This is a genomic window from Eubacterium sp., from assembly GCF_057858645.1.
In genome coordinates, this window is sequence record NZ_DBLZZO010000003.1 from 15,172 (window position 1) to 40,557 (window position 25,386).

Annotated in this window: 25 protein-coding genes and 1 other annotated feature; of the genes, 2 read left to right on the forward strand and 23 right to left on the reverse strand. The window is 35.1% G+C overall.

Annotation, left to right across the window (positions count from 1 at the left end; all coding sequences use genetic code 11):
* Window positions 1–29 precede the first annotated feature (29 nt).
* From rpmC to rbr, 11 genes are all read right to left on the reverse strand, one after another.
* Complete coding sequence (gene rpmC / locus ACZM4J_RS01700) at window positions 30–239, reverse strand: 50S ribosomal protein L29 (protein WP_022165556.1); 210 nt, start codon at window positions 237–239, stop codon at window positions 30–32.
* A complete protein-coding gene (rplP, locus tag ACZM4J_RS01705) occupies window positions 229–666 on the reverse strand; it encodes a 50S ribosomal protein L16 (RefSeq protein ID WP_022165557.1) in 438 nt (145 codons plus the stop codon). Before rplP ends, rpmC begins: the two co-directional genes overlap by 11 nt.
* The gene (gene rpsC / locus ACZM4J_RS01710; protein WP_022165558.1) at window positions 666–1,313 is read right to left on the reverse strand and encodes a 30S ribosomal protein S3; all 648 of its coding nucleotides are present in this window, start codon (window positions 1,311–1,313) and stop codon (window positions 666–668) included. Before rpsC ends, rplP begins: the two co-directional genes overlap by 1 nt.
* A gap of 15 nt (window positions 1,314–1,328) precedes the next feature.
* Window positions 1,329–1,715, reverse strand: a complete 387-nt coding sequence (rplV, locus tag ACZM4J_RS01715; RefSeq protein ID WP_022165559.1) for a 50S ribosomal protein L22 — start codon at window positions 1,713–1,715, stop codon at window positions 1,329–1,331.
* 33 nt (window positions 1,716–1,748) lie between these two features.
* Entirely contained in the window at window positions 1,749–2,021 is a 273-nt protein-coding gene (rpsS, locus tag ACZM4J_RS01720; RefSeq protein WP_022165560.1) for a 30S ribosomal protein S19, read from the reverse strand.
* Between the two features lie 13 nt (window positions 2,022–2,034).
* Complete coding sequence (gene rplB, locus ACZM4J_RS01725) at window positions 2,035–2,877, reverse strand: 50S ribosomal protein L2 (protein ID WP_022165561.1); 843 nt, start codon at window positions 2,875–2,877, stop codon at window positions 2,035–2,037.
* Window positions 2,878–2,989: 112 nt separating this feature from the next.
* Window positions 2,990–3,289: a 50S ribosomal protein L23 gene (rplW, locus tag ACZM4J_RS01730; RefSeq protein WP_022165562.1), complete on the reverse strand. Its 300-nt coding sequence runs from the start codon at window positions 3,287–3,289 to the stop codon at window positions 2,990–2,992.
* Window positions 3,289–3,909 (reverse strand): 50S ribosomal protein L4, encoded by a 621-nt coding sequence (gene rplD, locus ACZM4J_RS01735; protein ID WP_022165563.1) that lies wholly within the window; start codon window positions 3,907–3,909, stop codon window positions 3,289–3,291. The genes rplW and rplD overlap by 1 nt, the downstream gene beginning before the upstream one ends.
* Window positions 3,910–3,932: 23 nt before the next feature.
* Window positions 3,933–4,562 (reverse strand): 50S ribosomal protein L3, encoded by a 630-nt coding sequence (gene rplC / locus ACZM4J_RS01740; RefSeq protein ID WP_022165564.1) that lies wholly within the window; start codon window positions 4,560–4,562, stop codon window positions 3,933–3,935.
* A gap of 115 nt (window positions 4,563–4,677) precedes the next feature.
* Window positions 4,678–4,992, reverse strand: coding sequence for a 30S ribosomal protein S10 (gene rpsJ / locus ACZM4J_RS01745; protein WP_022165565.1), 315 nt, complete (start codon window positions 4,990–4,992; stop codon window positions 4,678–4,680).
* Between the two features lie 449 nt (window positions 4,993–5,441).
* Window positions 5,442–5,981 (reverse strand): rubrerythrin, encoded by a 540-nt coding sequence (gene rbr / locus ACZM4J_RS01750; protein WP_022165566.1) that lies wholly within the window; start codon window positions 5,979–5,981, stop codon window positions 5,442–5,444.
* Between the two features lie 365 nt (window positions 5,982–6,346).
* Between rbr and ACZM4J_RS01755 the strand changes: the two genes are divergently transcribed.
* Window positions 6,347–7,207, forward strand: a complete 861-nt coding sequence (locus ACZM4J_RS01755; protein WP_022165567.1) for a class I SAM-dependent methyltransferase — start codon at window positions 6,347–6,349, stop codon at window positions 7,205–7,207.
* A gap of 333 nt (window positions 7,208–7,540) precedes the next feature.
* Here the strand turns inward: ACZM4J_RS01755 and ACZM4J_RS01760 are convergent, their stop codons facing one another.
* From ACZM4J_RS01760 to ACZM4J_RS01785, 6 genes are all read right to left on the reverse strand, one after another.
* A complete protein-coding gene (locus tag ACZM4J_RS01760; RefSeq protein ID WP_022165568.1) occupies window positions 7,541–8,179 on the reverse strand; it encodes a 4'-phosphopantetheinyl transferase family protein in 639 nt (212 codons plus the stop codon).
* A gap of 25 nt (window positions 8,180–8,204) precedes the next feature.
* Window positions 8,205–8,681, reverse strand: coding sequence for a Cys-tRNA(Pro) deacylase (ybaK, locus tag ACZM4J_RS01765; RefSeq protein WP_022165569.1), 477 nt, complete (start codon window positions 8,679–8,681; stop codon window positions 8,205–8,207).
* Between the two features lie 128 nt (window positions 8,682–8,809).
* A complete protein-coding gene (locus ACZM4J_RS01770) occupies window positions 8,810–9,361 on the reverse strand; it encodes a DNA-3-methyladenine glycosylase I (RefSeq protein ID WP_022165570.1) in 552 nt (183 codons plus the stop codon).
* Window positions 9,362–9,472: 111 nt separating this feature from the next.
* On the reverse strand, window positions 9,473–9,814 hold the full coding sequence (locus ACZM4J_RS01775) for a class B sortase (protein WP_022165571.1): 342 nt from the start codon (window positions 9,812–9,814) through the stop codon (window positions 9,473–9,475).
* A 58-nt stretch (window positions 9,815–9,872) separates the two neighbouring features.
* On the reverse strand, window positions 9,873–10,034 hold the full coding sequence (locus tag ACZM4J_RS01780) for a hypothetical protein (protein ID WP_022165572.1): 162 nt from the start codon (window positions 10,032–10,034) through the stop codon (window positions 9,873–9,875).
* A gap of 469 nt (window positions 10,035–10,503) precedes the next feature.
* Window positions 10,504–12,105 carry an MBL fold/beta-CASP domain-containing RNA metallo-hydrolase gene (locus tag ACZM4J_RS01785; RefSeq protein ID WP_022164726.1) on the reverse strand — a complete coding sequence of 534 codons (1,602 nt, stop codon included), beginning with the start codon at window positions 12,103–12,105 and terminating at the stop codon, window positions 10,504–10,506.
* A 467-nt stretch (window positions 12,106–12,572) separates the two neighbouring features.
* Between ACZM4J_RS01785 and ACZM4J_RS01790 the strand changes: the two genes are divergently transcribed.
* Entirely contained in the window at window positions 12,573–13,973 is a 1,401-nt protein-coding gene (locus tag ACZM4J_RS01790; RefSeq protein ID WP_428245257.1) for an MATE family efflux transporter, read from the forward strand.
* Between the two features lie 295 nt (window positions 13,974–14,268).
* Here ACZM4J_RS01790 and ACZM4J_RS01795 read toward each other — a convergent pair whose 3' ends face one another.
* The 6 genes from ACZM4J_RS01795 to ACZM4J_RS01820 form a co-directional block, all read right to left on the reverse strand.
* Window positions 14,269–15,090, reverse strand: a complete 822-nt coding sequence (locus ACZM4J_RS01795; protein WP_022165407.1) for a hypothetical protein — start codon at window positions 15,088–15,090, stop codon at window positions 14,269–14,271.
* Between the two features lie 826 nt (window positions 15,091–15,916).
* Window positions 15,917–18,370, reverse strand: a complete 2,454-nt coding sequence (locus ACZM4J_RS01800) for a glycogen/starch/alpha-glucan phosphorylase (protein WP_412335862.1) — start codon at window positions 18,368–18,370, stop codon at window positions 15,917–15,919.
* A gap of 408 nt (window positions 18,371–18,778) precedes the next feature.
* Complete coding sequence (ileS, locus tag ACZM4J_RS01805) at window positions 18,779–21,940, reverse strand: isoleucine--tRNA ligase (RefSeq protein WP_302690103.1); 3,162 nt, start codon at window positions 21,938–21,940, stop codon at window positions 18,779–18,781.
* A gap of 138 nt (window positions 21,941–22,078) precedes the next feature.
* Window positions 22,079–22,330 (reverse strand) — a binding site (T-box leader).
* Window positions 22,331–22,527: 197 nt separating this feature from the next.
* Window positions 22,528–23,493 (reverse strand): hypothetical protein, encoded by a 966-nt coding sequence (locus ACZM4J_RS01810; protein ID WP_428245256.1) that lies wholly within the window; start codon window positions 23,491–23,493, stop codon window positions 22,528–22,530.
* A 16-nt stretch (window positions 23,494–23,509) separates the two neighbouring features.
* Window positions 23,510–23,668: a hypothetical protein gene (locus ACZM4J_RS01815; RefSeq protein WP_022165714.1), complete on the reverse strand. Its 159-nt coding sequence runs from the start codon at window positions 23,666–23,668 to the stop codon at window positions 23,510–23,512.
* Window positions 23,669–23,699: 31 nt separating this feature from the next.
* Window positions 23,700–25,386 (reverse strand): hypothetical protein (locus tag ACZM4J_RS01820; RefSeq protein ID WP_489485506.1); only part of this gene is annotated, 1,687 nt, incomplete at its 5' end.

Here is a 25,386-nt window from a genome sequence, read left to right on the forward strand (position 1 = left end):
TCCTTTCTTAATTAGGGATTAACCTGTAACTATTCAGCAGCATTTGCCTTTTCAACTATTAAAGTCTGAATTCTGGCAATATTTTTTCTAACTTCTTTAATTCTGCTTGTGTTATCTAACTGGTTTGTTGCGTTCTGGAATCTTAAATTGAAAAGTTCCTTTTTAGCAGCTACTAATTCATCTTCTAATTCTGCAGCTGATTTTGCTCTTAAATCTTCTACATATTCCTTAATTTTCACTGTTATCACCGCCTTCTAAATCTTCACGAGATACAACCTTGCATTTAATTGGAAGTTTGTGTGTTGCAAGACGTAATGCTTCTTTAGCCACTTCATCAGGGACTCCTGAAATTTCGAACATTACTCTTCCTGGCTTAACTACTGCTACCCAATATTCAAGTGCACCTTTACCTTTACCCATTCGAGTTTCAGCTGGTGTAGCTGTTACTGGCTTGTCTGGGAAAATCTTGATCCAAACTTTACCACCACGCTTTACGTAACGTGTCATAGCAATTCTGGCAGCTTCAATCTGATTTGACTTAACCCAACCAGGTTCCATTGCTACGATACCATATTCACCATATGAAATCTTGTTTCCTCTAGTTGCTTTTCCTCTCATAGAACCACGGAACTGTTTTCTATGTTTAACTCTTTTTGGCATTAACATTATTTATCGCTCCCTTCTTTAGTTGGAAGTATTTCGCCGTTGTAAATCCAAACCTTTACACCTACTTTTCCGTAAGTTGTATCAGCTTCCGCGAAACCATAATCGATATCAGCACGTAATGTCTGAAGTGGAATTGTTCCTTCGCTGTAGAACTCTGTACGAGCCATATCAGCACCACCAAGACGTCCTGATGTTGAAGCCTTAATTCCTAAAGCTCCAGCCTTCATTGTTCTAGACATTGCAGACTTCATAGCTCTTCTGAAAGATACACGGTTTTCTAACTGCTGTGCAATGTTTTCTGCAACAAGCTGTGCATCCTTATCAGGTCTCTTAACGTCTTTAACGTCCATGAATAACTTCTTATCTGTCATTTTCTGAACTTCAGCTTTAACTTTTTCTATTTCAGCGCCACCTTTTCCGATTACAAGACCAGGCTTAGCTGTGTAAACATTAACTCTTACTCTGTCAGATGATCTTTCGATTTCAATCTTAGAAACACCTGTACTGTATAATCTCTTCTTTAAGTATGTTCTGATTTTGTAGTCTTCAACTAGGTTGTCAGCAAAATCAGCTTCTGCATACCATCTTGAGTCCCAGTCTTTAATAACTCCGACTCTTAATCCATGTGGATTAACTTTCTGTCCCATACTTTGCCTCCTATCTTATCTCTCATCAAGCACAATAGTAATGTGGCTGTTTCTCTTTAAGATTCTATAAGCTCTACCCTGTGCTCTAGGTTTGATTCTCTTCATTGTAGGTGCTGAATTTGCATAGCATTCTGCAATGTAAAGTTTACTAACATCCATGTTATTGTTGTTTTCAGCATTTGCAATAGCTGAATTTAATAATTTCAAAATTACGCTTGATGCATATCTTGGGTTGTATGTTAAAATACCGATTGCTGTTTCAACATCTTTACCTCTGATGGCATCTAAAACGAAGCATGCCTTCTGTACAGACACTCTAGCGTAAGATAACTTAGCTGATGGTCTTGTATCTTTATTAGCATTTCTCTCTCTCTTTATCTGGGATCTATGTCCTTTTGCCATAGATGAGACCTCCTTTCAAATTCTAACGGTTATTTAACCTCTCTTTTCGTCTTTTCCGTGTCCTCTGTAAGTTCTAGTAGAAACGAATTCACCAAGTTTATGTCCAACCATATCTTCTGTAACATATACTGGAACATGCTTTCTACCATCATGGACAGCGATTGTGTGTCCAACCATCTGTGGGAAAATTGTTGAACGTCTTGACCAAGTCTTAACAACTGTCTTTTCATCAGTCTCGTTCAATGCTTCAATCTTCTTCATTAAGCTCTCATCCGCAAATGGGCCTTTTTTTAATGATCTAGCCATTAGTTTCTACCTCCTATTTCATGTTCTTTCCGTCACGTCTTCTAACGATCATCTTGTTTGACTTCTTATTCTTCTTACGAGTCTTTAAGCCAAGTGCTGGTTTACCCCAAGGTGTACATGGACCTGGACGACCAACTGGTGCACGTCCTTCACCACCACCGTGTGGATGGTCATTAGGGTTCATAACAGAACCACGAACTGTAGGTCTGATACCCATATTACGCTTACGTCCTGCTTTACCAATGTTTACAAGACCGTGTTCAATATTACCAACAGTACCGATTGTTGCTCTGCAAACTAAAGGTACTAATCTCATTTCTCCTGAAGGAAGTCTCAATGTTGCATATTTGCCTTCCTTAGCCATTAACTGAGCTACGTTTCCGGCAGCACGAACTAACTGTCCACCCTTTCCTGGATATAACTCAATGTTGTGGATTTCTGTACCAACTGGGATAGCTGATAATGGTAAGCAGTTACCAACTTTAACTTCAGCGTTTTCACCATTCATAAGTACATCGCCAACTTTTAATCCGTTAGGAGCAAGGATATAAGTCTTTTCACCATCAGCGTAGCAAATTAATGCGATGTTTGCTGTTCTGTTTGGATCATATTCAATACTCTTAACTGTTGCTGGAACATCAACTTTGTTTCTCTTAAAGTCGATAATTCTATATTTTCTTCTAGAACCACCACCATGGTGTCTAACTGTTATTTTACCCTGATTGTTACGACCAGCTGTTTTCTTGAGAGATACTGTTAAAGACTTCTCTGGTGCTGCCTTTGTAATCTCTGCATTGTCAAGCATAGTCATAGCTCTTCTTGAAGGTGTGTATGGGTTAAATGTCTTAATTCCCATTTTAATTCTCCTTTCAAACTAAACATTTATTATCACGCTTGTTTCTGCGTCTAACTATTTCCTGTAAGCGATAAGGTATCCTCCCACTTTGTGGGTCCCTCCTTACCGCAATCTATAAACCAGCGAAGATTTCAATATCTGCACTGTCTTCTGTTAACTGAACGATAGCTTTCTTCTTAGTTGCTGTCTTTCCAGTTACATAACCACGTCTACGGTTCTTGCCGTTTAAGTTCATTGTGCTAACGCTTTCTACTTTTGCTCCTTCGAACATTTTTTCAACTGCATCTGCAACCTGTGACTTAGTAGCTTCTGTGTGAACGTAGAATGTATATTTCTTTTCTGCCATAGCGTTCATACTTTTTTCAGTAATAACTGGTGAAAGTATAACGTCATAATATTTAATATCTGCCATTATGCGTACACCTCCTCAATTGTTGCTACAGCTGCTTTTTCAACTACTAATGTATCGTACTTAAGAATGTCGTATACATTGATTGTGTTTGTTAAAGCAGTTTTCACTGTAGGGATGTTCTTAGCTGATCTTACTGTGTTAACATCATTTTCGTTTAATACTACTAATGCCTTGTCAGCCTTTAAGTTTGCCATAACCTTTGCAAATTCCTTTGTCTTAGGAGCTTCAAACTTAAGTTCGTCAACTACGATTAACTTTCCTTCATTAACTCTTGATGTTAATGCTGATTTAAGAGCTAATCTCTTTTCTTTCTTATTCATCTTAAATGAATAATCTCTTGGTGTTGGAGCGAATACAACTCCACCGCCTGTCCACTGTGGAGATCTTGTTGAACCCTGTCTTGCATGACCAGTTCCTTTCTGTCTCCATGGTTTTCTTCCGCCACCGCTAACTTCTGAACGAGTTTTAGCTTTCTGTGTACCCTGGCGTTTGTTTGCGAGCTGGCTTACAACAGCCTGATGTACTAAGTTTTCATTAACTTCAACACCAAATACTGCATCGCTAAGTTCGATTGTTCCAACTTCGCTTCCTTCCATATTTAAAACAGATACTTTTGCCATCTGTGCGTTCCTCCTTTCAAATACTACTTACCGGCTTTAACAGATTCTTTAATTGTTACTAAAGCTTTCTTAGGTCCCGGTACAGCACCTTTAACTAAGAGTAAGTTCTTTTCTGCGTCAACTCTAACGATTTCAAGGTTCTGAGTTGTAACCTTCTTGCCACCCATGTGACCAGGCATTCTCTTTCCTTTAAATACCTTACTTGGTGATGAACAAGCACCGTTTGAACCAGCATGTCTATGATACTTTGAACCATGAGCCATAGGTCCTCTTGACTGTCCATGTCTCTTAATTGCGCCCTGGAATCCTTTTCCCTTTGCAATTGCAGTTGCATCAACCTTATCTCCAGCTTCAAAAATTTCAGCCTTGATTTCGTCTTTAACTGCGTATTCACCTTCGAGTTTAAATTCTCTTACATATCTCTTGTAAGATACGCCTGCCTTGTCAAACATTCCCTTAACTGGTTTGTTAACAAGTTTTTCTCTGATATCTTCGAAACCAACCTGTACTGCATCGTAACCGTCGTTTTCAACTGTCTTAACCTGTGTTACTACACAAGGTCCAGCCTGAAGAACTGTTACTGGTACTAATTCGCCAGCTTCGTTGAAGATCTGAGTCATTCCAACTTTTTTCGCTAAAATAGCTTTCTTCATTTTAATTACCTCCTGTTAATCTACAGCGGATCGCTTTCCGCGATCATCCTAGAACAGTTTCATAACTAATCCGTCTGATTAATTATCTATATAAACCTTCAAGGATAATTTCTCACTATTTGTTTTTCATTTTGATATCAATATAAACACCTGCTGGCATTTCAAGCTTTGATAAAGCTTCTACTGCCTTCTGGTTTGGAGTAATGATATCGATGAGTCTCTTATGAGTTCTCTGTTCAAACTGTTCTCTTGAATCTTTGTACTTATGAACAGCTCTAAGAATAGTAACTACTTCTTTCTTAGTTGGTAGAGGTACTGGACCACTAACTTCTGTTCCTGTCTTCTTTGCAGTTTCAACAATTTTCTTAGCTGACTGATCTACTAATTTGTGATCGTAAGCCTTAAGTGTAATTCTCATTACTTGTGCCATAAAAAAAGCCGCCTCCTTTTCGTACTATTTAGCACGACAAGCGGTGACCGTACAACCTTTCCGTGCGTGTCGTATTCTCTACAACTTCGCATGGACGTTTCCACTCTATGGTGGACTCAATTATTTGTACAGTGACTTGTCGCCAGTTTCCTAACTTGACATTCGCTCCACGGAAAACCTACATATATGTAATGTAGCAACCTCACGTTTCAACGCTATCATGTCACAGCAAGAGTTATCATAACACAACTCTTTTCTAAATGCAATACCCTTTTTCAAAAAGTTTTAAGTTTTCAAAATGTTTCTTTTTTCTTCAATAAACATTTAGGCAATCCTATATCTTGACTATTTTTCATAAACAAACACCTCCGACAATATACATAACCAGTATATACATTGCCAAAGGTGTTTTCAATACATGACCTATGTTTTCATAACATTTCTGCTATTTAGTAATTCTCAGCATGTACTTCAAAGAAGCTCTGTGGGTGATTACATACAGGGCAAACTTCCGGTGCTTTTGTTCCTACGCAAATGTGACCGCAGTTTCTGCATTCCCATACTTTTACTTCACTCTTTTCAAATACCTGTGCTGTTTCAATATTCTTAAGTAAAGCACGATATCTTTCTTCGTGATGTTTTTCAATTTCTGCAACTAAACGGAATTTCTTTGCTAGTTCAGGGAAACCCTCTTCTTCGGCTGTCTTTGCAAAGCCTTCATACATGTCTGTCCATTCGAAATTTTCACCTTCAGCTGCTGCTGCAAGGTTTTCTGATGTATCTCCCAGACCACTTAATTCTTTGAACCACATTTTTGCATGTTCCTTTTCATTGTCAGCTGTTTTTAAGAATAATGAAGAAATCTGTTCATATCCTTCCTTCTTTGCAACTGATGCAAAATATGTGTATTTATTTCTAGCCTGTGATTCTCCTGCAAATGCAGCCTCTAAGTTTTTCTCTGTCTGTGTTCCCTCATACTTATTTGCCATAACGCTACCTCCAAATTTTGTATATTTTGTAATTAAAATAATTATAACACAACACTTCATCGAAACAACCTTTTATTGTTTCTAATTCTTTTATATTTTTACCGTTTTCAACTTTTAACACTTAATAAACTTTAATTACTTTTAATTGTTTATTGATGCTTTCTATGTTAATATATTAGCGGTTATTAAATAATGGATTTTGCAATACATTATTGATTATTTAAAAATAAATTATTAATTATTTAAATATTATATTTCAGGATGCATTATGAACTAATCATACAAGATATTAAAAATCATATTATAATAGGAAGTAACCTATTAAATACTTAACTTTAAATTTTAACGATAAAGAGGATTAATTTATGTGGATTGCAGATAATTGGAAAGATTATGAAGTTATAGATACTTCAACAGGAGAAAAATTAGAGAGATGGGGTGACTATCTTTTAGTCAGACCTGACCCTCAGGTTATTTGGAACACTCCAAAGAAAAACAAAGGCTGGCACAAGCACAACGGTCACTATCACAGAAGCAACAAAGGCGGTGGAAAATGGGACTTTTTCAATTTGCCTGAACAATGGACAATTAATTATAAGAACCTTACATTTAATCTTAAACCTTTTAGTTTTAAGCATACAGGATTATTTCCAGAGCAAGCTACTAACTGGGACTGGTTTTCAGAGAAGATTCGCAATGCCGGTAGACCTGTTAAGGTATTAAACCTTTTTGCTTATACAGGTGGGGCTACTTTGGCTGCTCTAGAAGCCGGTGCTCATGTTACACACGTTGACGCTTCAAAGGGAATGGTTACATGGGCAAAAGAAAACGCCGTTTCTTCAGGACTTGCTGACAGACCTGTGAGATGGTTAGTTGATGACTGTGTAAAATTTGTTGAAAGAGAAATCCGTCGTGGGAACAAATATGATGGAATCATTATGGATCCACCTTCTTACGGTAGAGGTCCAAAGGGAGAAACTTGGAAAATTGAGGAAAGCATTTTTCCATTTGTGGAATTATGTACAAATATTTTAAGTGATAATCCTTTATTCTTCCTTATTAACTCTTATACAACAGGCTTACAGCCGGCAGTTTTGAATTATATGATTAACACTGCTATTGTGCCAAAGTTTGGTGGAAAAGTTGAAGCAGAAGAAATTGGGCTTCCTGTATCATCAAATGGTCTTGTTTTACCTTGTGGGGCTTCAGGACGTTGGAGTAAATAAATTACATAAGTGAAACATCTAATTCCAAATAATGATTTTATATATGGCATAGAAACTAATGTGAATTTCTAACATATAAAAATAAACAGTTATGATTATAATATTACTCACTGTAATGTAATGGGGCCTTTGTCCCAATCTACTACAGTAAATTATATTATTTCATAACTGTTTTTATTATAAAATTCCTAGTTATTCTTAAATCTAATACAATACTTAAACTTGATATTATTCTTAATCTAAAATTATTGTACTATTCTTAAACTTAATTTTTATATTCTTCTTAAACTTAATTATTTATGTTATCCCTAAACTTAATTAACATTTGATAATTTATATTTCCACTTCTTCCATTGTAAATTCTTTATCTCGAATATCTGAGCAAATTGCCATAACGTAAAGCTTATCTAACTTGATTTGCAAGATGGCGTAGCCGGGATTATCTATAATTCTTGGATTGCCATGGCTTAAATCAATTTCAAAAGAATTTAAGGGTTTTCTTAAACCTATGCCAATGTTTTTAAGATAGGCTTCTTTTATGGTCCAAATTTCGTGGAATCTTTGTCTTTGAATTTCGTAGTTGTCGTTCTCGTTTATATAAGCACACTCATTTGCGCAGAAATTCTTTTCGGCAATTAGATGATTGTGTTTTTCCATTCTTTGAATGTCTATACCGATATTATATTCTGACACAACAATAACAACGTAGTTTCCTGAATGGGAGATATTAAAAGACATTTTTGTTCTTGTAAAATGAGGTTTGCCATTTTTTGCTACCATAATTTCGTCTTTAATATCAAACTTTTCACGTATGTAATTAATAAGCAAGCCTGCGCCGAGACATCTTAACTTATCGTCTGTTTTCTTTAGTCTTTCGATTTTTGCAAGTCTTCTTGGACTTACTTCTTTAACTTTTTGTGCAAATATATTTTTATTTCTTAATGGTGTTATATTAAAATAATAAACCTTCATTTCTTTTCCTCTTTTATTTATATTTTTACTCTGTAATGTCTGCTAACTGGAAGCGGATAACCTTTTCCAAATCTCCAAGTGCCAACTCTACCTGATAACCGATTTTGCCGCCGCTAAACATAATGGTGTCGTAATTCTTTGCTGTTTCGTCAATTGTTGTCTTAAAGAACTTTTTCATTCCTATTGGAGAACAGCCACCATGTATATAACCTGTAAGTGGTAAAAGTTCTTTTGACTTAAGCATTTCAATTTTCTTCTCGCCAACAGCTTTTGCTGCCTTCTTTAAATCAAGTTCTTTACAAACAGGAACCAAAAAAACGTAATAGTTTTTTGATTTTGAAACCGTAACTAAAGTCTTAAAGACCCCATTAGGATCCTGACCTAGTGCTTTTGCTACCTGGTCACCGGCTACTGCCTCTGAGGCTACATAATTGTGGCTTTTGTAATTAATCTTTTTGCTGTCCAAAACTCTCATTACATTTGTCTTTTCTTCTTTTTTCATTTTATATTCCTTCTTTTTGTACTTATTCTTTTCATTTTTCTTTTATAACTTTTTATATTTTTTCTGTAACAACAAAGAATGTCACTTGCGATATTCTACGCACCTGATACGTTTAATTTATTTTTAGGTTACATTACGTTGTATAAAAAACACTGTGGCTCATGGGAATTGATTATTCCTACTGCCTGCAAATATGAATAAATAATTGTGCTTCCCACAAAGCTCATCCCCCTCTTCTTTAAATCTTTTGAAATTGTATCTGACAAATCAGAGGTTGTTTTATCGTATTCATAAATGATTTTATAGTTTGTAAATCCCCAGATGTATTTATCAAAGCTGCCAAACTCTGCAATAATATTTTTGAAAGCTTTTGCATTCTTAACCGTAGCTGAAATTTTCAGCTTGTTTCTGATTATGCCGGGATTATTTCTTAATTCTTCTAATTTGTTTGCATCATAGTTACAAATTTTTTCTAAATCAAAGTTATCGAAAGCCTCTCTAAAAGCTTCCCTTTTGTTTAAAACACATTCCCATGACAAACCAGCCTGAAAACCCTCCAATAGAAGCATTTCAAATAACTTGTGGTCATCATGAACAGGAACGCCCCATTCCTTATCGTGATATTCAACATATTTTTCATTTTTTTCGTTAAGCCAATGGCACTTTTTCACTTCCTGCATGGGATTCAAAACCTTTCATTTCCAACTGTCAATTATATAGCATTTTATAAATGATTACAATTTACTATTTCGCTTTTTAGTAAATAAATCATTTTATTTTCGTCCTATTTTTCAACTTTTTTTACAAACCACTACCATTCTGCTGTTTTCATTTGTATTTTCACAAGTGGACAATGTTATTATTTTGTCCTTTGATGTAATCTGCTCACCTGTATCGTAGAGTTTCAGCTTCGAAAGTTTTTCTATGTATTTTAGAGTTTTTTTCTTGTCTGACCAGTTCTCTGCGTTATAGTATTCAAATGCATTTTTCACATTTACTTCTGAAACAAAAGCATAAACTACCAGATAGGTTCCACTGGCTTTTGTTGTGTCAAACTGTACATATTTATGTTCTTTGTAAAAATCCTTGTTTTTGTATTTAGTTAGGTCCGAAAACATTGTTCCGTTTTTCATGTTTAAAATCCTTTTCAGCCTTTTTGCACTTTTAATTTTACATTTATCTCATATTTTTTCAATAGAAAGAAGGTACATTACATCCTCTGGGAATTGCCACGCCGTTTGTGCTTCTGCTCACCAATAAATTGCCATAGACACTGGTTGGGATAATTGTTGCAACCAGTGCTAAAATCAATATTAGTGATGTCCATTTCCTATTTAATTTAGCCTTACCCATAACAACCTCCTGGTGTGGTTTTCTTTTACACTTTCTCCTTTTCTTTTTTTCCCATATATTATAATAATTTGCATAAATAAAAATAGGGGCTGTCCCACTAGCGGCAGCCTATTTCAATAAAAATTTTTTTTTAAAAACACCTACAGCCAGGCTCCTAAAAGTCTGGCTGTAGGTGTATAATTAAGTTATGTAAAAACCAAAATTAACACATACGAATTATACTTTAAATAGAAGCGGATATCAATTAAACCTTCCACTAAACATCGAAACAATTATTCCGGAGAACGATTCCTTGCGATTACTCAGTCAGTTTGTGGAGGAGATGGATCTGACCGATTTATATTCCACTTATAAAAGAATAGTTTGAATTTCATGCGTATACTTACATATTTTTCGTTATCAAACTTCTCTGCTGCCTCAATAGCACAATAATCGCACTAAGCGTTTTCGGCACGCTTTTTGCTTGTCATTATCTGTCCCACTTGTCGCACAAATTTTGAATCTGATTTGTAAATTTAGCTAAATCTTTGTTCGTACCTCCTTCGCTTCGCTTAATAACTGCAAGCAAACGCTGACCTGCTGCAAGTAAATTTTCGTAAACAGAGGATGCCCTTCTTTCCTTTGCTGATTTTTTCTTAATTGGAATAGGCACTCCCTCTTTGATAATTTCACCTGTCAAAAGGTCAAATTCCGTACCACTATAAGGAGCATATGTATTAAAGCCATGTTCTTTATCCAAAAGATTAGCAAAATAATCGCACACATTGTCTTCACCATGAACTACGAAAACTTTTTCAGGCTTAATTTCCATTGCTTCAAGCCATCTTATCAATTCTTTTTGGTCACCATGACCGCTAATTCCTTTAAGGCTTTCAATTCTTGCTTTTACTGCAATTTCTTCACCAAAAAGTTTTACTGAAGTTGCACCTTCAAGAAGATTTCTTCCTAACGTGCCAATTGCCTGATAACCAACGAAAAGAATTGTTGAGTTTTCTTTCCACAGATTGTGTTTCAAATGATGTCTTATTCTACCTGCCTCGCACATACCCGATGCTGATAGAATAACTTTTGGCTTGGTATCCTCATTAATTGCAATGGAATCATTGCTTGTTACAGAAACTTTCAAGCCCTCAAACTGAAGAGGGTTAATTCCATCATTAATCAGTTTCTTCGTTTCCTCATCAAAGCAGTCAACTACATTGTTATTAAAAATATTCGTTGCCTGCACAGCCAACGGGCTATCAACATAAACCTCAAAATCAGGATATTTTTTTATCAAATTTGCTTTTTTTATTATCCTTAAGAAATATAACATTTCCTGAGTTCGTCCAACTGCAAATGACGGAATAACAACATTACCACCTTTTTCAAAAGTTTCCTCTAAAACTTTCGTTAATGTTTTAATGTAGTCTGGTCGCTCTTCATGTAATCTGTCACCGTATGTTGACTCAATCAAAACATAGTCCGCACCTTTTAAAGTTTCAGGATCCTTGATTATAGGCTTGTTAATGTTTCCAATATCGCCGGAGAAAATAATTGTTTTACTTACACCATTCTCCGTAACTTTCATTTCTATACTTGATGAACCTAGTAAATGCCCTGCATCTACAAATTTTATTTGAAATTCATCACATACTTTTACAACCTGATTGTAATCTACAGGTATCATCAGCTCGCAAGCGGCCGCTGCATCTTCCGTATTATAAATAGGAACATACTCCTCACGTCCTGCTCTTTTTGCCTTCCTGTTCTTCCACTGTGCTTCAAACTCCTGAATATGCGCACTGTCTCGCAACATAATGTTGCAAAGTTCACAGGTTGCTTTGGTTGCAAAAATCTGCCCCTTAAAACCTTTCTTAACCATCAATGGAATTAAACCTGAGTGGTCAATGTGAGCATGTGTCAGGAAAATGTAATCAATATCCCCTGCGGGAACCGGCAATTCCTGGTTTACATAAATATCCTTGCCCTGCTCCATACCACAATCTACAACTGCTTTCTTGTCACCTACCTGTAAATAGTGACAACTTCCTGTTACCTCATGATCTGCGCCTAAAAATGTGAGAATCATAAAATCGCCCCCTTTGTAAGTTTATTTTTCGTTAGTTTGTTTTGTCTTATTATAAGACTTTTAATCCGTTCCTGTTATGGATTAATTATAACACTTACAAAGACTTTTATGGAGAGTTTTTTGAGTTTTTCTTTTTTTCAGAAAATAGTTTCAACTATTTTTTGTATATAACATCAGTCCGGCTTCCTTCCGCTCTTCTTGCTTTATAATATGCATATTTTGCAATTTGTTTAAAGGAAATGATTTTTTATAAAATTTCATAATCTGCATAAAAGATGTTGAACTATTATTTTTTTCATTGCATAATAGTATTTCAACACATATAAATATTTTTAGGACTAAGTGGTTAAACAGATTTGTATATTAGTTAGATATTTTAAGACTAAGTGGTTAAACATATTTGTATATTAGATAGGTTTGGGAACTAAATTATTAAATAGACATTTACAAAAAGAAAGAAGGTTTTTATGAACGAAGAGACAATTTCTTTAAAAAATAAATTTTTCGGCGACAAGGCTTTTTACAAAATGATTCTTGCAATTGCCGTTCCAATTATTATTCAAAATTTACTGACAAATCTTGTTAGTATGGCTGATAATATTATGGTTGGGCAGTTGGGTACTGACCAAATGTCCGGAGTTGCCATTATAAATCAGTTATTTTTTGTTTTTAATTTGCTGGTTTTTGGTGGTATGTCAGGTGCCGGTCTTTTTTCCGCACAGTATTTTGGTCAGAAAAACAATGACGGTGTGAGAAATGTTTTTAGAATGAAGATTCTTATTGGCATAACAATTATCATTGCATCTCTTGGGGTTATGCTATTTTTACACGAACCTTTGATTAACATGTTTCTCCACGAAGGTAGCGACTCGGGAAACATTGCTGACACTTTTAATTATGCACGAAGCTACCTATACGTGATGGTTATCGGCATTGCACCTTTTGTAGTTTCTAACTGCTATAGCACCACTTTAAAAGAATCCGGGCAGACTATTGTGCCAATGAAAGCCGGAGTTCTGGCTGTAGTTTTTGATATTGTACTGAATTATATTTTTATTTTTGGGAAATTCGGTGTGCCTGCCATGGGCGTTACCGGTGCAGCTATCGCCACTGTTATTTCACGTTTTATGGAATGTGGCTATTTGGTTGTTTACACCCACACACATGTAAAAGAATATCCTTTTATTAAAAATTGCTACAGAACTTTGAGACTTCCTATGTCACTTGCGAAGAAAATTCTTATTACCGGAACGCCACTTATGCTTAACGAATTTTTGTGGGCTGGCGGACTTACTTTGCAGACACAGGCTTTTTCTACAAGGGGACTTGCTACAATCGGTGGATTAAATATTTGTAATACTTTAGGTAATATTTCAAATTCAATTTTTGTAACACTTGGTACAACCATCGCCATTGTTGTCGGTCAACTGTTGGGTGCTGGCAAACTAAAAGACGCAAAGGTCACAGCCACACGTATGGCAACTTTTTCGTTTTTAATTTCATTAGGCACTGCCGTAATTTTATTTATACTTGGACCGATATTCCCACATTTTTATAATACAACAGGGGAGATTCGCCAACTGGCAACACGTTTCATTTGGGTGGTAGCTCTGGCAACACCTTTTATATCATTCACTAACTCTGAATATTTTATTTTGCGAAGCGGTGGCAAAACTATCATTACATTCCTTTTTGATAGTTGTTTTGTTTGCCTTGTAAATGTGCCGGTTTCAATGTGCCTTGCAAAATTCACCTCCATGAATATTGTAAGCATATTCCTACTTATAAACATGTTGGAAGGCATTAAGTCATTTATTGGTTTCGTAATGGTAAAAAAAGACATTTGGCTGAATACAATTGTGGAGTAGAATATGGTTTGTTTACTTAATATTTCTTATTTATGGAATTAGTAGGATTGAGTTTTTGATGAATCTTGTGTAGTTTGTCTACATTATAACATTTGATTATATGAAGAATAGGATTGAATTGTAATGTCTCACTCAATCCTATTCTTATGTTTAATCTATTTCCTATTGTTTTAATCTAGTTTCTAAGTTTGTGATTTAATCTAATTTTTAAGTTTAATCTATTCCCTATCACAGCAAATATTGGTGATTATATTTTCACGCCTTATGCAAATGTTAATCATTTATCTTTTTTATCTTATACCAAATATTTTTTTACCAGTTCTTCCAAAATTCTTGTATTAAGCGGACTGTCACTTGTTTCAAATGTCATTAGCAAATTATCACCAGGAAATATGTTATTTTTCTGAAATGTTTCGATTTTTCTTAATGCTTTCCTTGAATACTCGCTGTCGTCCATCATTCCGAAATGTTCCAAATAATATTCTTTTCTGGTTCTAATATTCAAGATTTTGAAATCAGGTACTACATATCCATAGCCTTTCAAATATAACGGTTGCTCGTAAACGTATGGTATCCCCTTCATATATAATTTGTCCGCAATTATTTTTTCTGATTTCGAACGAACCGCCTCTCCCTTTTCAGTAAGTATCTCATTATCTTTATCTGTGAATATGTATTTTTCACTTACTTTACTCATATTCTGTTCTTTTAATTTGTTTTGTTCTGCCTGCCACTTTTCTGCGTACATTTCATTCGGCATTGTATATGGTTCAACAAATATTTTCTTTTTATCTGATATCTTGTCGTAAGCTTTTAATGTTTCATCAAATTCATATTTATCCAACATATCTCTAAGACACTTTTTATTTTTCTTAACTATAATTTGAACTTTTTTCTCATATTCTTTTTGAGCAAGTTTTTTAATAATACTACGATTTTTTTTATTTATGTATGTTTCCGTACCATCATCTTTTCGCCAATAATACTGAATTGAATTTTTATTTCTACTTATATTAACGTATCCCTCAGGAAGTCTTTCTAATATTTTTTTATTAGTCTTTTCTATTTCTTCTAACTCTAATTGTTTTTCATATAAGATTTGTTTTAAATTTTCCATGCGCCGTCCTTGTTCATCCGTTATGTTACATCTATTATGTTACATTTATTATATGTTAAGTTGATTTATTTTTCAAGTATTATTATTAATTAGATATGACGATTTTACTGTTTTTAGAAATTTCCACCCCTTCAGCTTGTTATTTTTCCTAGGGGGTGGAAAGCTGGACTTCTTACTCTTTTTCTCTCTTCAGTATTTCCCATTTTTCCACCCTTATGGCTTGTTATTTTTCCTATGGGGTGGAAATCTGGACTCCTTACACTTTTTCACATTACAATCTTTCTATTTTTTCCACCCTTATGGCTTGTTATTTTTCCTAGGGGGTGGAAATCTGGACTCCTCACTCTTTTTCTCTCTTCAGTATTTCCCATTTTTCCACCCCTTCAGCTTGTTATTTTTCCTATGGGGTGGAAATCTGGACTTCTCACTCTTTTTCGCACTACTGTCTTTCTCATTTTTCCACCCCTTCAGCTTGTTATTTTTCCTGGGGGGTGGAAAGCTGGACTCCCTACACTTTTTCACATTACAATCTTTCTCTTTTTTCCACCCTTATAGCTTGTTATTTTTCCTATGGGGTGGAAAGCTGGACTCCTCACTCTTTTTCTCTCTTCAGTATTTCCCATTTTTCCACCCCTTCAGCTTGTTATTTTTCCTAGGGGGTGGAAAGCTGGACTTCTCACTCTTTTTCTCACTACTGTCTTTCTATTTTTTCCACCCTTAAAAATTGTTATGGCATCTTTAGGGTGTATTATCGCCATAATATTAGTTTTGTTTGCATAACAAGTCAAAAAAATAGGGGCAGCTACGCTGCCCCTAGGTAAATCTCCTACAATTCTACCTTTACTTTCTCTAAGTGCCAGATATCTCTTACGTATTCTTCGATTGTTCTATCTGATGTGAACTTGCCTACGTTTGCTACGTTAAGCATTGCTGATTTTGCCCAACCTGCTTCATCTTTGTAAGCTGCTTCAACACGTCTTTGAGCTTCTGCGTAAGACTGGAAGTCCTTTAAGATGAAGTATCTGTCTGCACAACCTGTTTCTTCCTTTGTAAGAAGTGAGTTGTAAATTGGTCTGAATCTTTCAGGATCATCTGGTGAGTAGAATCCGTTAATTAACTGCATAAGAACTTTTCTAATATCCATGTCTGAATTAAAAATCTGCATTGGATCATAGCCACCATTATTTTCGTAACCAATAACTTCGTCTGAAGACATACCAAAGATAAATGCATTTTCCTTGCCAACTTCTTCGACGATTTCAACGTTTGCGCCATCCATTGTTCCAAGTGTTAATGCACCATTTAACATGAACTTCATGTTACCTGTTCCAGAAGCTTCCTTTGAAGCTGTAGAAATCTGTTCTGAAACATCTGCTGCTGCAAAAATGATTTCTGCATTTGAAACTCTGTAGTTTTCAATGAAGACAACCTTAATCTTACCGTTGATTGACTCATCATTGTTGATTACATCTGCAACACTGTTGATTAACTTAATTGTAAGTTTTGCAATCTTGTATCCTGCTGCTGCCTTTGCTCCGAAAATAAATGTTCTTGGAGTAAATTCCATATCAGGATGTTCTTTAACCTGATTGTATAAATACATAACATGTAAAATGTTAAGTAACTGACGTTTGTATTCATGAAGTCTCTTAACCTGAACATCAAAGATTGAACGTGGATCTACATCAACTCCGTTGTGTTCTTTGATATATTTTGCAAGACGAACTTTGTTCTGATACTTAATGTTCATGAACTCAGCCTGAGCCTTCTTATCATCTACGTATACTTCAATGCCTTTGATTTTTGGAAGGTCTGTAATCCAATCATCGCCAACCTTGTTTGTAACCCATTCAGCAAGAAGAGGGTTTCCATGAAGCAAGAATCTTCTTTGTGTAATACCATTTGTTTTGTTATTAAACTTCTGTGGCATCATTTCATAGAAGTCCTTTAATTCCTGCTTTTCAAGAATTTCTGTATGAAGCTTAGCAACACCGTTTACTGAATAGCCGGCACAAATTGCTAAGTTTGCCATCTTAACCTGACCATCATAAATAATTGCCATCTTAGCAATCTTGTCATAGTTACCAGGATATTTTTCTTCAATTTCAAGACAGAATCTTCTGTTGATTTCTTCAACAATCTGATAACATCTTGGAAGTAATCTTGAGAATAATTCAATAGGCCATTTTTCAAGAGCTTCAGCCATAATTGTATGGTTTGTATAAGCTACACACTTTGTAGTAACTTCCCAAGCTTCATCCCATTCTAAATAATAAACATCCATTAAAAGTCTCATTAATTCTGCAACTGTTAATGTTGGATGAGTATCATTCATCTGGAATACTACTTTTTCATGTAACTTCTTAATGTCATCATGCTTCTTTAAATACTTCTTAATTGCTGTCTGAAGTGAAGCTGAAACAAAGAAATACTGCTGTTTTAATCTAAGTTCCTTACCTGCATAATGGTTATCATTTGGATAAAGAACCTCTGTAATTGTCTTAGCAAGGTTTTCCTGTTCAACTGCTGCCATGTATGAACCCTTGTCAAATTCTTCAAGGTTAAAATGAACAATTGGTTCTGCATCCCAAATACGTAATGTATTAACAACATTGTTGCCATATCCTACGATTGGCATATCATAAGGAACAGCCATAACTGCCTGATAACCTTCCTGACCATAATAATCACGTCCGTCTCTGTGATCAATCTTAACAGTACCACCAAATCTAACTTCACAAGCATACTCTTCACGCTTGATTTCTAATGGATTAATATGTCTTAACCAATCTTCAGGAATTTCTTTCTGATATCCATTTTCAATCTTCTGCTGGAACATACCGTATTTGTATCTGATTCCACATCCATATGCAGGGTAATTTAAAGTTGCAAGACTGTCTAAGAAACAAGCTGCAAGACGTCCTAAACCACCGTTACCTAAAGCTGCATCAGGTTCCTGGTCTTCAATTACATTTAAATCAAGTCCAAGTTCCTCAATTGATTCCTTAATTTCATCTCTTGAAGATAAGTTAATAATCATGTTACCTAAAGCTCTTCCCATTAAGAACTCCATTGATAAATAATAAACTGTTCTGCCATCAGCTTCATCATAAGCCTTCTGTGTAGCAATCCACTGGTCAATAACGATATCTTTTACCGCATAAGCAACACATACAAATTTGTGTCTGTCACTTACTTCATCTAAAGTCTTACGGTAAAGCATCTTTGCCTGATCTTTTACACGCTTTTTGAATTCTTCCTTGAATTCTTCTTTTTGTATTCTGTCCATTGTTTTAGTCATAAACCCCTCTCCTATCCTTATTATTTGGTAACATACAATAAAATTCATCTATCTTTTGCAAAATATATGTGCTGCTGTTTTCCCAATATGATTTCGATATCCAAACACCACAATCCTAATTATGATGACTGTTCCATGCTTAGCACTCCTTCGATTTTCCCCAAAGAATCACATATTACAAAGCTTACACTTCACTTATATGCTAATATTAAATGTGTACCAACATATATAACCTATATGCTAATATTAAATGTACACCAACATATAACACAACTTATATCGATAAATTCTATACATATGCTGTTGCGTATATTCGTATAACACGCATAAAGGAACGATTTACACCGTTCCTTTATAAATTTATATTCTGTTCAAATAACTAGCCTACTATGAGTTTTTTTCAACGCTTAATGTAACCTTTTCGCCATTAATGTTCCATTCCTTCTCATACCCTTTTATTGTATCAAATTCGACATTATCTGCCAACACTTCTGACTTAATTTCATCAATATTACGTTCTACAACGTCCTTAACCTTGTCATTATTAGCAACATTTACAACGATTTTGTCCATTACTTCGAATCCAGCTTCTTTTCTCATTGTCTGAATCTTGCTGATTACTTCACGAACAAAACCTTCTTCTAATAATTCATCACTTAAGTTAGTGTCAAGAACTACTGTAACGTCGCCATCTGCTTCAGAAACATAACCTTCAACCTGAGCCATGTCGATAAGTAAATCTTCTTTTTCAAGAACAACTTCATTACCGTCAAAGTCAAATGTAAGAGGTTCGCCGGCATTAATCTTATCCATAGCACTGTTTCCGTCTAGGCTTGCCAATGCTTCCTTAATCTTGCCTAAGAACTTACCATATTTTGGTCCAACAGTTCTAAGCTGTGGCTTAAATGAGTATGATGTGAATGCTCTAACATCATCAGTAAACTCTACTTCTTTTATATTCAATTCTTCTGTAATAATTTCCTGGAAAAATTCAGGTAAATCAAAATCAGCCTTTACAAACATTTTGCCAATTGGCTGTCTGTTCTTGATGTTTGACTTATTTCTACAAGCACGACCAAGAACTACTACCTTAAGAACTCTTTCCATATTTTCTTCTAATTCTTTATCAATCTGAGCTTCATTAACTTCTGGGAAGTCACAAAGGTGAATTGATTCTTTTGCACTTGAATCCACACTTCTAACTAAATTCTGGTAAATGTCTTCAGTCATAAATGGAATCATAGGTGCTGCTGCCTTTGATACTGTAACAAGTGCTGTATAAAGTGTCATATAAGCATTAATCTTATCCTGTGGCATGTCTTTTGCCCAGAATCTTTCTCTTGAACGTCTTACATACCAGTTTGACATTTCATCAACAAATTCATCTAACGCTCTTGCAGCTTCAGGAATTCTGTAGTTTCCAAGGTTGTCATCTACAGCCTTAACCATAGAATTCATCTTTGATAATAACCACTTATCCATTACTGATAATTTATCATAATCAAGTGTGTACTTAGTTGGATCAAACTGATCGATTTCTGCATAAAGTACATAGAACGCATAAGTGTTCCAAAGTGTACCCATGAACTTACGCTGTCCTTCTTCTACTGCCTTGCCATGGAATCTGTTTGGAAGCCATGGAGCTGAGTTAATGTAGAAGTACCATCTGATTGCATCTGCACCGTATTTATCAAGTGCTTCAAATGGATCAACTGCATTACCCTTTGACTTACTCATCTTCTGTCCATTTTCATCCTGAACGTGACCTAAAACGATTACGTTCTTGTATGGAGCCTTGTTAAACAACAATGTTGATTCTGCAAGTAATGTGTAGAACCAGCCACGAGTCTGGTCAACAGCTTCTGAAATAAAGTCTGCAGGGAACTGCTGTTCAAATAAATCTTTATTTTCAAATGGATAATGGTGCTGTGCAAAAGGCATTGCTCCACTATCAAACCAACAGTCAATAACTTCCGGAACCCTCTTCATTGTGCCACCACATTCAGGACATGGCATTGTAATTTCATCAATGTAAGGTCTGTGGAATTCAACAGTCTTAGCTTTTTCGTCACCTGACTTTTCAAAAAGTTCCTGACGACTGCCAATTGACTGCATGCAACCACAATCACACTGCCAAATGTTAAGTGGTGTTCCCCAATAACGGTTACGGCTTACGCCCCAGTCCTGAACATTTTCAATCCAGTTTCCGAAACGTCCCTTACCGATACTTTCAGGAATCCAGTTAATTGTGTTGTTATTTTTAATTAAATCATCCCTAACTGCTGTCATCTTAATAAACCATGATTCACGTGCATAGTAAATAAGTGGTGTATCACATCTCCAGCAATGTGGATAACTATGTTCAAATTTAGGTGCGTCAAATAATAAACCTCTTGCATCTAAATCTTTTAATACTTCAGGATCTGCCTTCTTTACAAATAAGCCGGCAAATGGTGTTTCTTCTGACATTTCACCTTTTTCAGTAACAAGCTGAACAAATGGAAGGTCATAGTTACGTCCAACATTGGCATCGTCCTCACCGAATGCAGGAGCAATATGAACAACACCTGTACCATCTGTAAGAGTTACATAAGTATCACATGTAATGAAGAAACCTTTCTTGTGCTGCTTTTCAGCTTTTTCATGAGCACATTCATATAATGGCTCGTATTCTTTGCCTTCAAGTTCTTTACCTTTGTATGTTTCAAGAATTTCGTATGGTTTAACACCTTCTTCTTCATTTCCAAGGCTACCTAAAACTGTATCTAATAAAGCAACTGCCATGTAATATACATAGCCGTCTGCTGCTTTCACCTTTGCGTAATCTTCATTTGGGTTTACACAAAGAGCAACGTTTGAAGGTAATGTCCAAGGTGTTGTTGTCCATGCTAAAATATATGCATCCTCGTCTTTTGCCTTGAATCTAACGATTGCTGAACGTTCTTTTACATCCTTGTAACCCTGAGCTACTTCCTGTGATGAAAGAGGTGTTCCACAACGTGGGCAATAAGGAACGATTTTGAAGCCTTTGTATAATAAGCCTTTATCCCAAATAGTTTTTAAAGCCCACCATTCTGATTCAATATAGTTGTTATCGTATGTTACATAAGGATTATCCATGTCAGCCCAGAAACCTACAGTACCTGAGAAATCTTCCCACATACCTTTGTATTTCCAAACACTTTCCTTACATTTGTCAATGAAAGGCACAAGACCGTATTCTTCAATCTGGTCTTTTCCATCTAAACCAAGCATCTTTTCTACTTCTAATTCAACAGGAAGTCCATGAGTATCCCAACCTGCTTTTCTTGGAACCATATGGCCCTTCATTGTCTGGTAACGTGGAATCATATCTTTTATAACACGAGTTAAAACGTGTCCAATATGTGGCTTACCGTTGGCTGTTGGAGGTCCATCATAAAATGTATATGTTTCTCCTTCCTTACGACTGTCCATACTTTTCTTAAAAATGTCATTGTCTTTCCAAAACTTTTCTGTCTGCTTTTCTCTCTCAACAAAATTGAGATTAGTTGAAACTTTCTTGTACATTCTGTACTCCTTTCATTTTTATATAGTATTGCTATCTATTTAAGTGTTTAATCATTTGCTCACTACGTATGGGCATGAGCCTTGTCTACTCATAGACCTTTGGTCTATGAGTCGCATACGTAAAAAAGCTTCCGCCCTGTTAAGGACGAAAGCCTGAATTTTCGTTATACCACCTTTAACAGCATACTCGGGAATTCCCTTTATATGTGTTCTCTGTAACGGGAGAAACCGTCAGCGCCTACATTAATATAAACTACAAAAGTCAAAAAACATTTCGGGCTGCAACTCCAGAGTGATTTTCATATATCTGCTACTAATACCCGACTCCCACCAACGTCAAGCTCTCTGAAACGTTCACTGATAAACTACTGTCTCTATCAAAGTCTTTTTTCATTAAATTTTATACATTTGTTATTTTAGTCAATTAATTTAAGAATGTCAACCACTATAGATGCTAATAATTCAAGAAATCTACATAAATATTAATAATTCAAGAGCTCTCTATAAATATTAACAGTTTAAAAAATTAAATTATTGATAATATTTGTTAACAGCATCTATTGCCTTACACATATTAACCTCCTGTTCTAATTTTCCAACGTTCCGTCTGTAACAGTATATGTTGGGCTTGATGGTGTAAACAAGTTATTGTCCCAGCCATACGGAAGTGTTGTGTTTCTAAAATATGGATTGGTTGTAGCAACCTTGCTTAAAATATTTTCAAACAAATATTTATGTCCTGAGTAATTTTGTGCTTTACTGTTGCGGTATAAATAATCTGCTACTTCTGCAACCGACATAACAGCAGTTTTCTTTCCGTAAATGATTGTATTATTTCCTGTGGTGTCTGTTGCTATTATAAATGATCTTACAAAAATGGAATTTGTAATCTGTGGATTAATTCCATTCATTGTTACAACATAATATGTATTTTCTGTATCAGTAGTATCCCAATTATTAATTACTGCCCCATCACTTGCTAGGAAGCCATAAGTAACATTACTACCGGCATACTGTATTTTTCCTTCGTAAGAATACTGTTGTCCTGTAACTACATCTGGATTTAAAATTGTATATGCTGTGTTTAAAGCATCATTTTTTCTATAGCCACTTTGGTTCGGATCCAGGGCATATATTATTCCAAATTGTTTAACAGTATATGTGTTACCATCACTTGCTGTAATAGCGCTTCCTACGTTTAGTCCCTTACAAACAGTTCTAAAAGCAATATTCGAATCAGCCCCATTTGTTTTAATTTGGAAACCTTCAACTGCTGAATTATCTGTAGTTAAAACTGAAACAACTTCTACCGCGTCAGATACTGAACCTTCTGACTCCACACCGTTCAATGTGGATGTAACTTTCACTGTGTAAGTTCCATTTTCTGTATCGTCTGCTAAAAGGCTTATCCCTTGATTCAATGATTTATTGAATGTAGCTGCTGTGGTTTTGCCCACAGCTTCTACATTTTGTTTATTAGTAAATGTTAAGGAGCCTACAACTAAAGTTACAACACACACTGTAGATATAATCTTTTTATATTCTTTTCTCATAACATCTGCCCCTTTCCTAATCCAAATCTATTATCGGAGTGGTTGGTCCACCATCAGGTTGTGAAATATCAGCCACTGTGGTAATGTCACCATCCCAGCCATCCATAATATTTTGATTTATGTCAAAACGTGTAACTTCAATTATAGGTTTTTCATATTTTTTTGTGCGACTCACTTAAATACCCTCCTATTAATTGTATGTAGTATTACTGTTTATAAAAATCTTTATCAATGCTATTATCCCATGAATAATCTACAAGCCTATAACATCCTTTGTATTTCGTTCCATTTTTCTTTCCATACTTGGATGTTTCATTGTAAATCCAATCATAAACACTAGCATAGTTCTTGTCATTGTTTTTCACTCCGTTAAGTAATTTCAGTAATTCATCTTCTACCTGGGAGCTTCTAAACTTACCTCTTGTGTCATATGATATTCCCCATAAGCATTTGCAATAATTGTGTAAGTCCTGTGTCATTTTTGTCACTGTCTCATATCTGCTGTCAGATGTTGATGTGACTCCCATTGCCTTAAACATTGCATTTGCAATTTGTCCCATATTGTTATACATATCAACAATATTTAGAACATTATCATATAGGTAATCATGAGATTCTTTTGTTCCCATTTTCTGATTTTTATATAAATTCTGTGCAATGTCATACATATTTGTTGTGTAAATATTTTTACCATATACAACTTTTTCTGTACCATCACCCATATCTAATACTGCATATGCTCTAAATGCCCACTTCTGTTCCAATGAAGCATATTTGTAATTATTATATTTAAATGTTAACGCATAGTATGTATAGTAATCATTGTCATTAGCAGAAGTCGTGTAGCCTGCCAATTTGCCTCTATCTGTTGTTTCATATTTTGATACATTTGCATTAGATGAAACTGCATCCAAATTCATATTAGATTTTATGTCCGTATTTCCATCATCAATTGCATAAACTGTACCCATTTTCTTAACTTCATACAGTCTGTTATTGATTGTCATTACATTACTTGTTTTTGAAACAACTCTAAATGATGGATTGTATTCAGCTACTCCACCGGCATTCTTATTTGTGTTCATCTGGAAGCCCAGAACTTCTACATTTCCTATGTTGACTTTTACTTCAAAAGGTATGTATGTGACTTTGTCTCCACTTTGAACTTTCAACAAATAATATGTTGTTGCATAAACAACACTAAACAGTTCTTCTGTTTCAGAGATTATCTGACCTGAATAAGACTGGTCACTTACTTTTTTCTCTGTAAAAGTCAAATCATTTGCATTCTCTGCATATAAAACAGAATCGCTTCCTTCTGAAACATAGACTTTTGTGTTACCTGCTACATAATAATTTGTATCACCGATTATGGATAAGTAGTATCCATTGTAACCAACTGCATTATATGTATTTGTTCCAATAGATGTTGTTCCTCCTTTTTCTGTTATAGAAGAACCTTCATTAAATGCAGGATAATCTAAAAAGCTGATTGTACCTTTAAGTTTCGAGCCTGAGCCCATCTTTACAGACAATTGTGATTCACCACTAATCTCTCTCCATTTTCCTGTATGATTAACACCTGAATCAATTGAATCATCTGTTGGAATTATCTTAAAGTAGAAATCCTTATATGTATTTCCATTATTTCCACAAACACGAACTACATAGTAGTAAGTTGTGCCTTTTGCAAATCCCTTCGGTAATTCAAACATTGTTGAAGAATTCATTAATGTCTGACCTTCATAATAACTATCATATATTGACTTAGAAACTAATGAAGTACTATCACCCCTTTGTACAAAAATCTTAGTTGTTGTTCCTGTAAAATATTTTGAACTACCATTTAATGAAATATAACTGTCATTGTAACCTGTTATTCCATTAATGTCT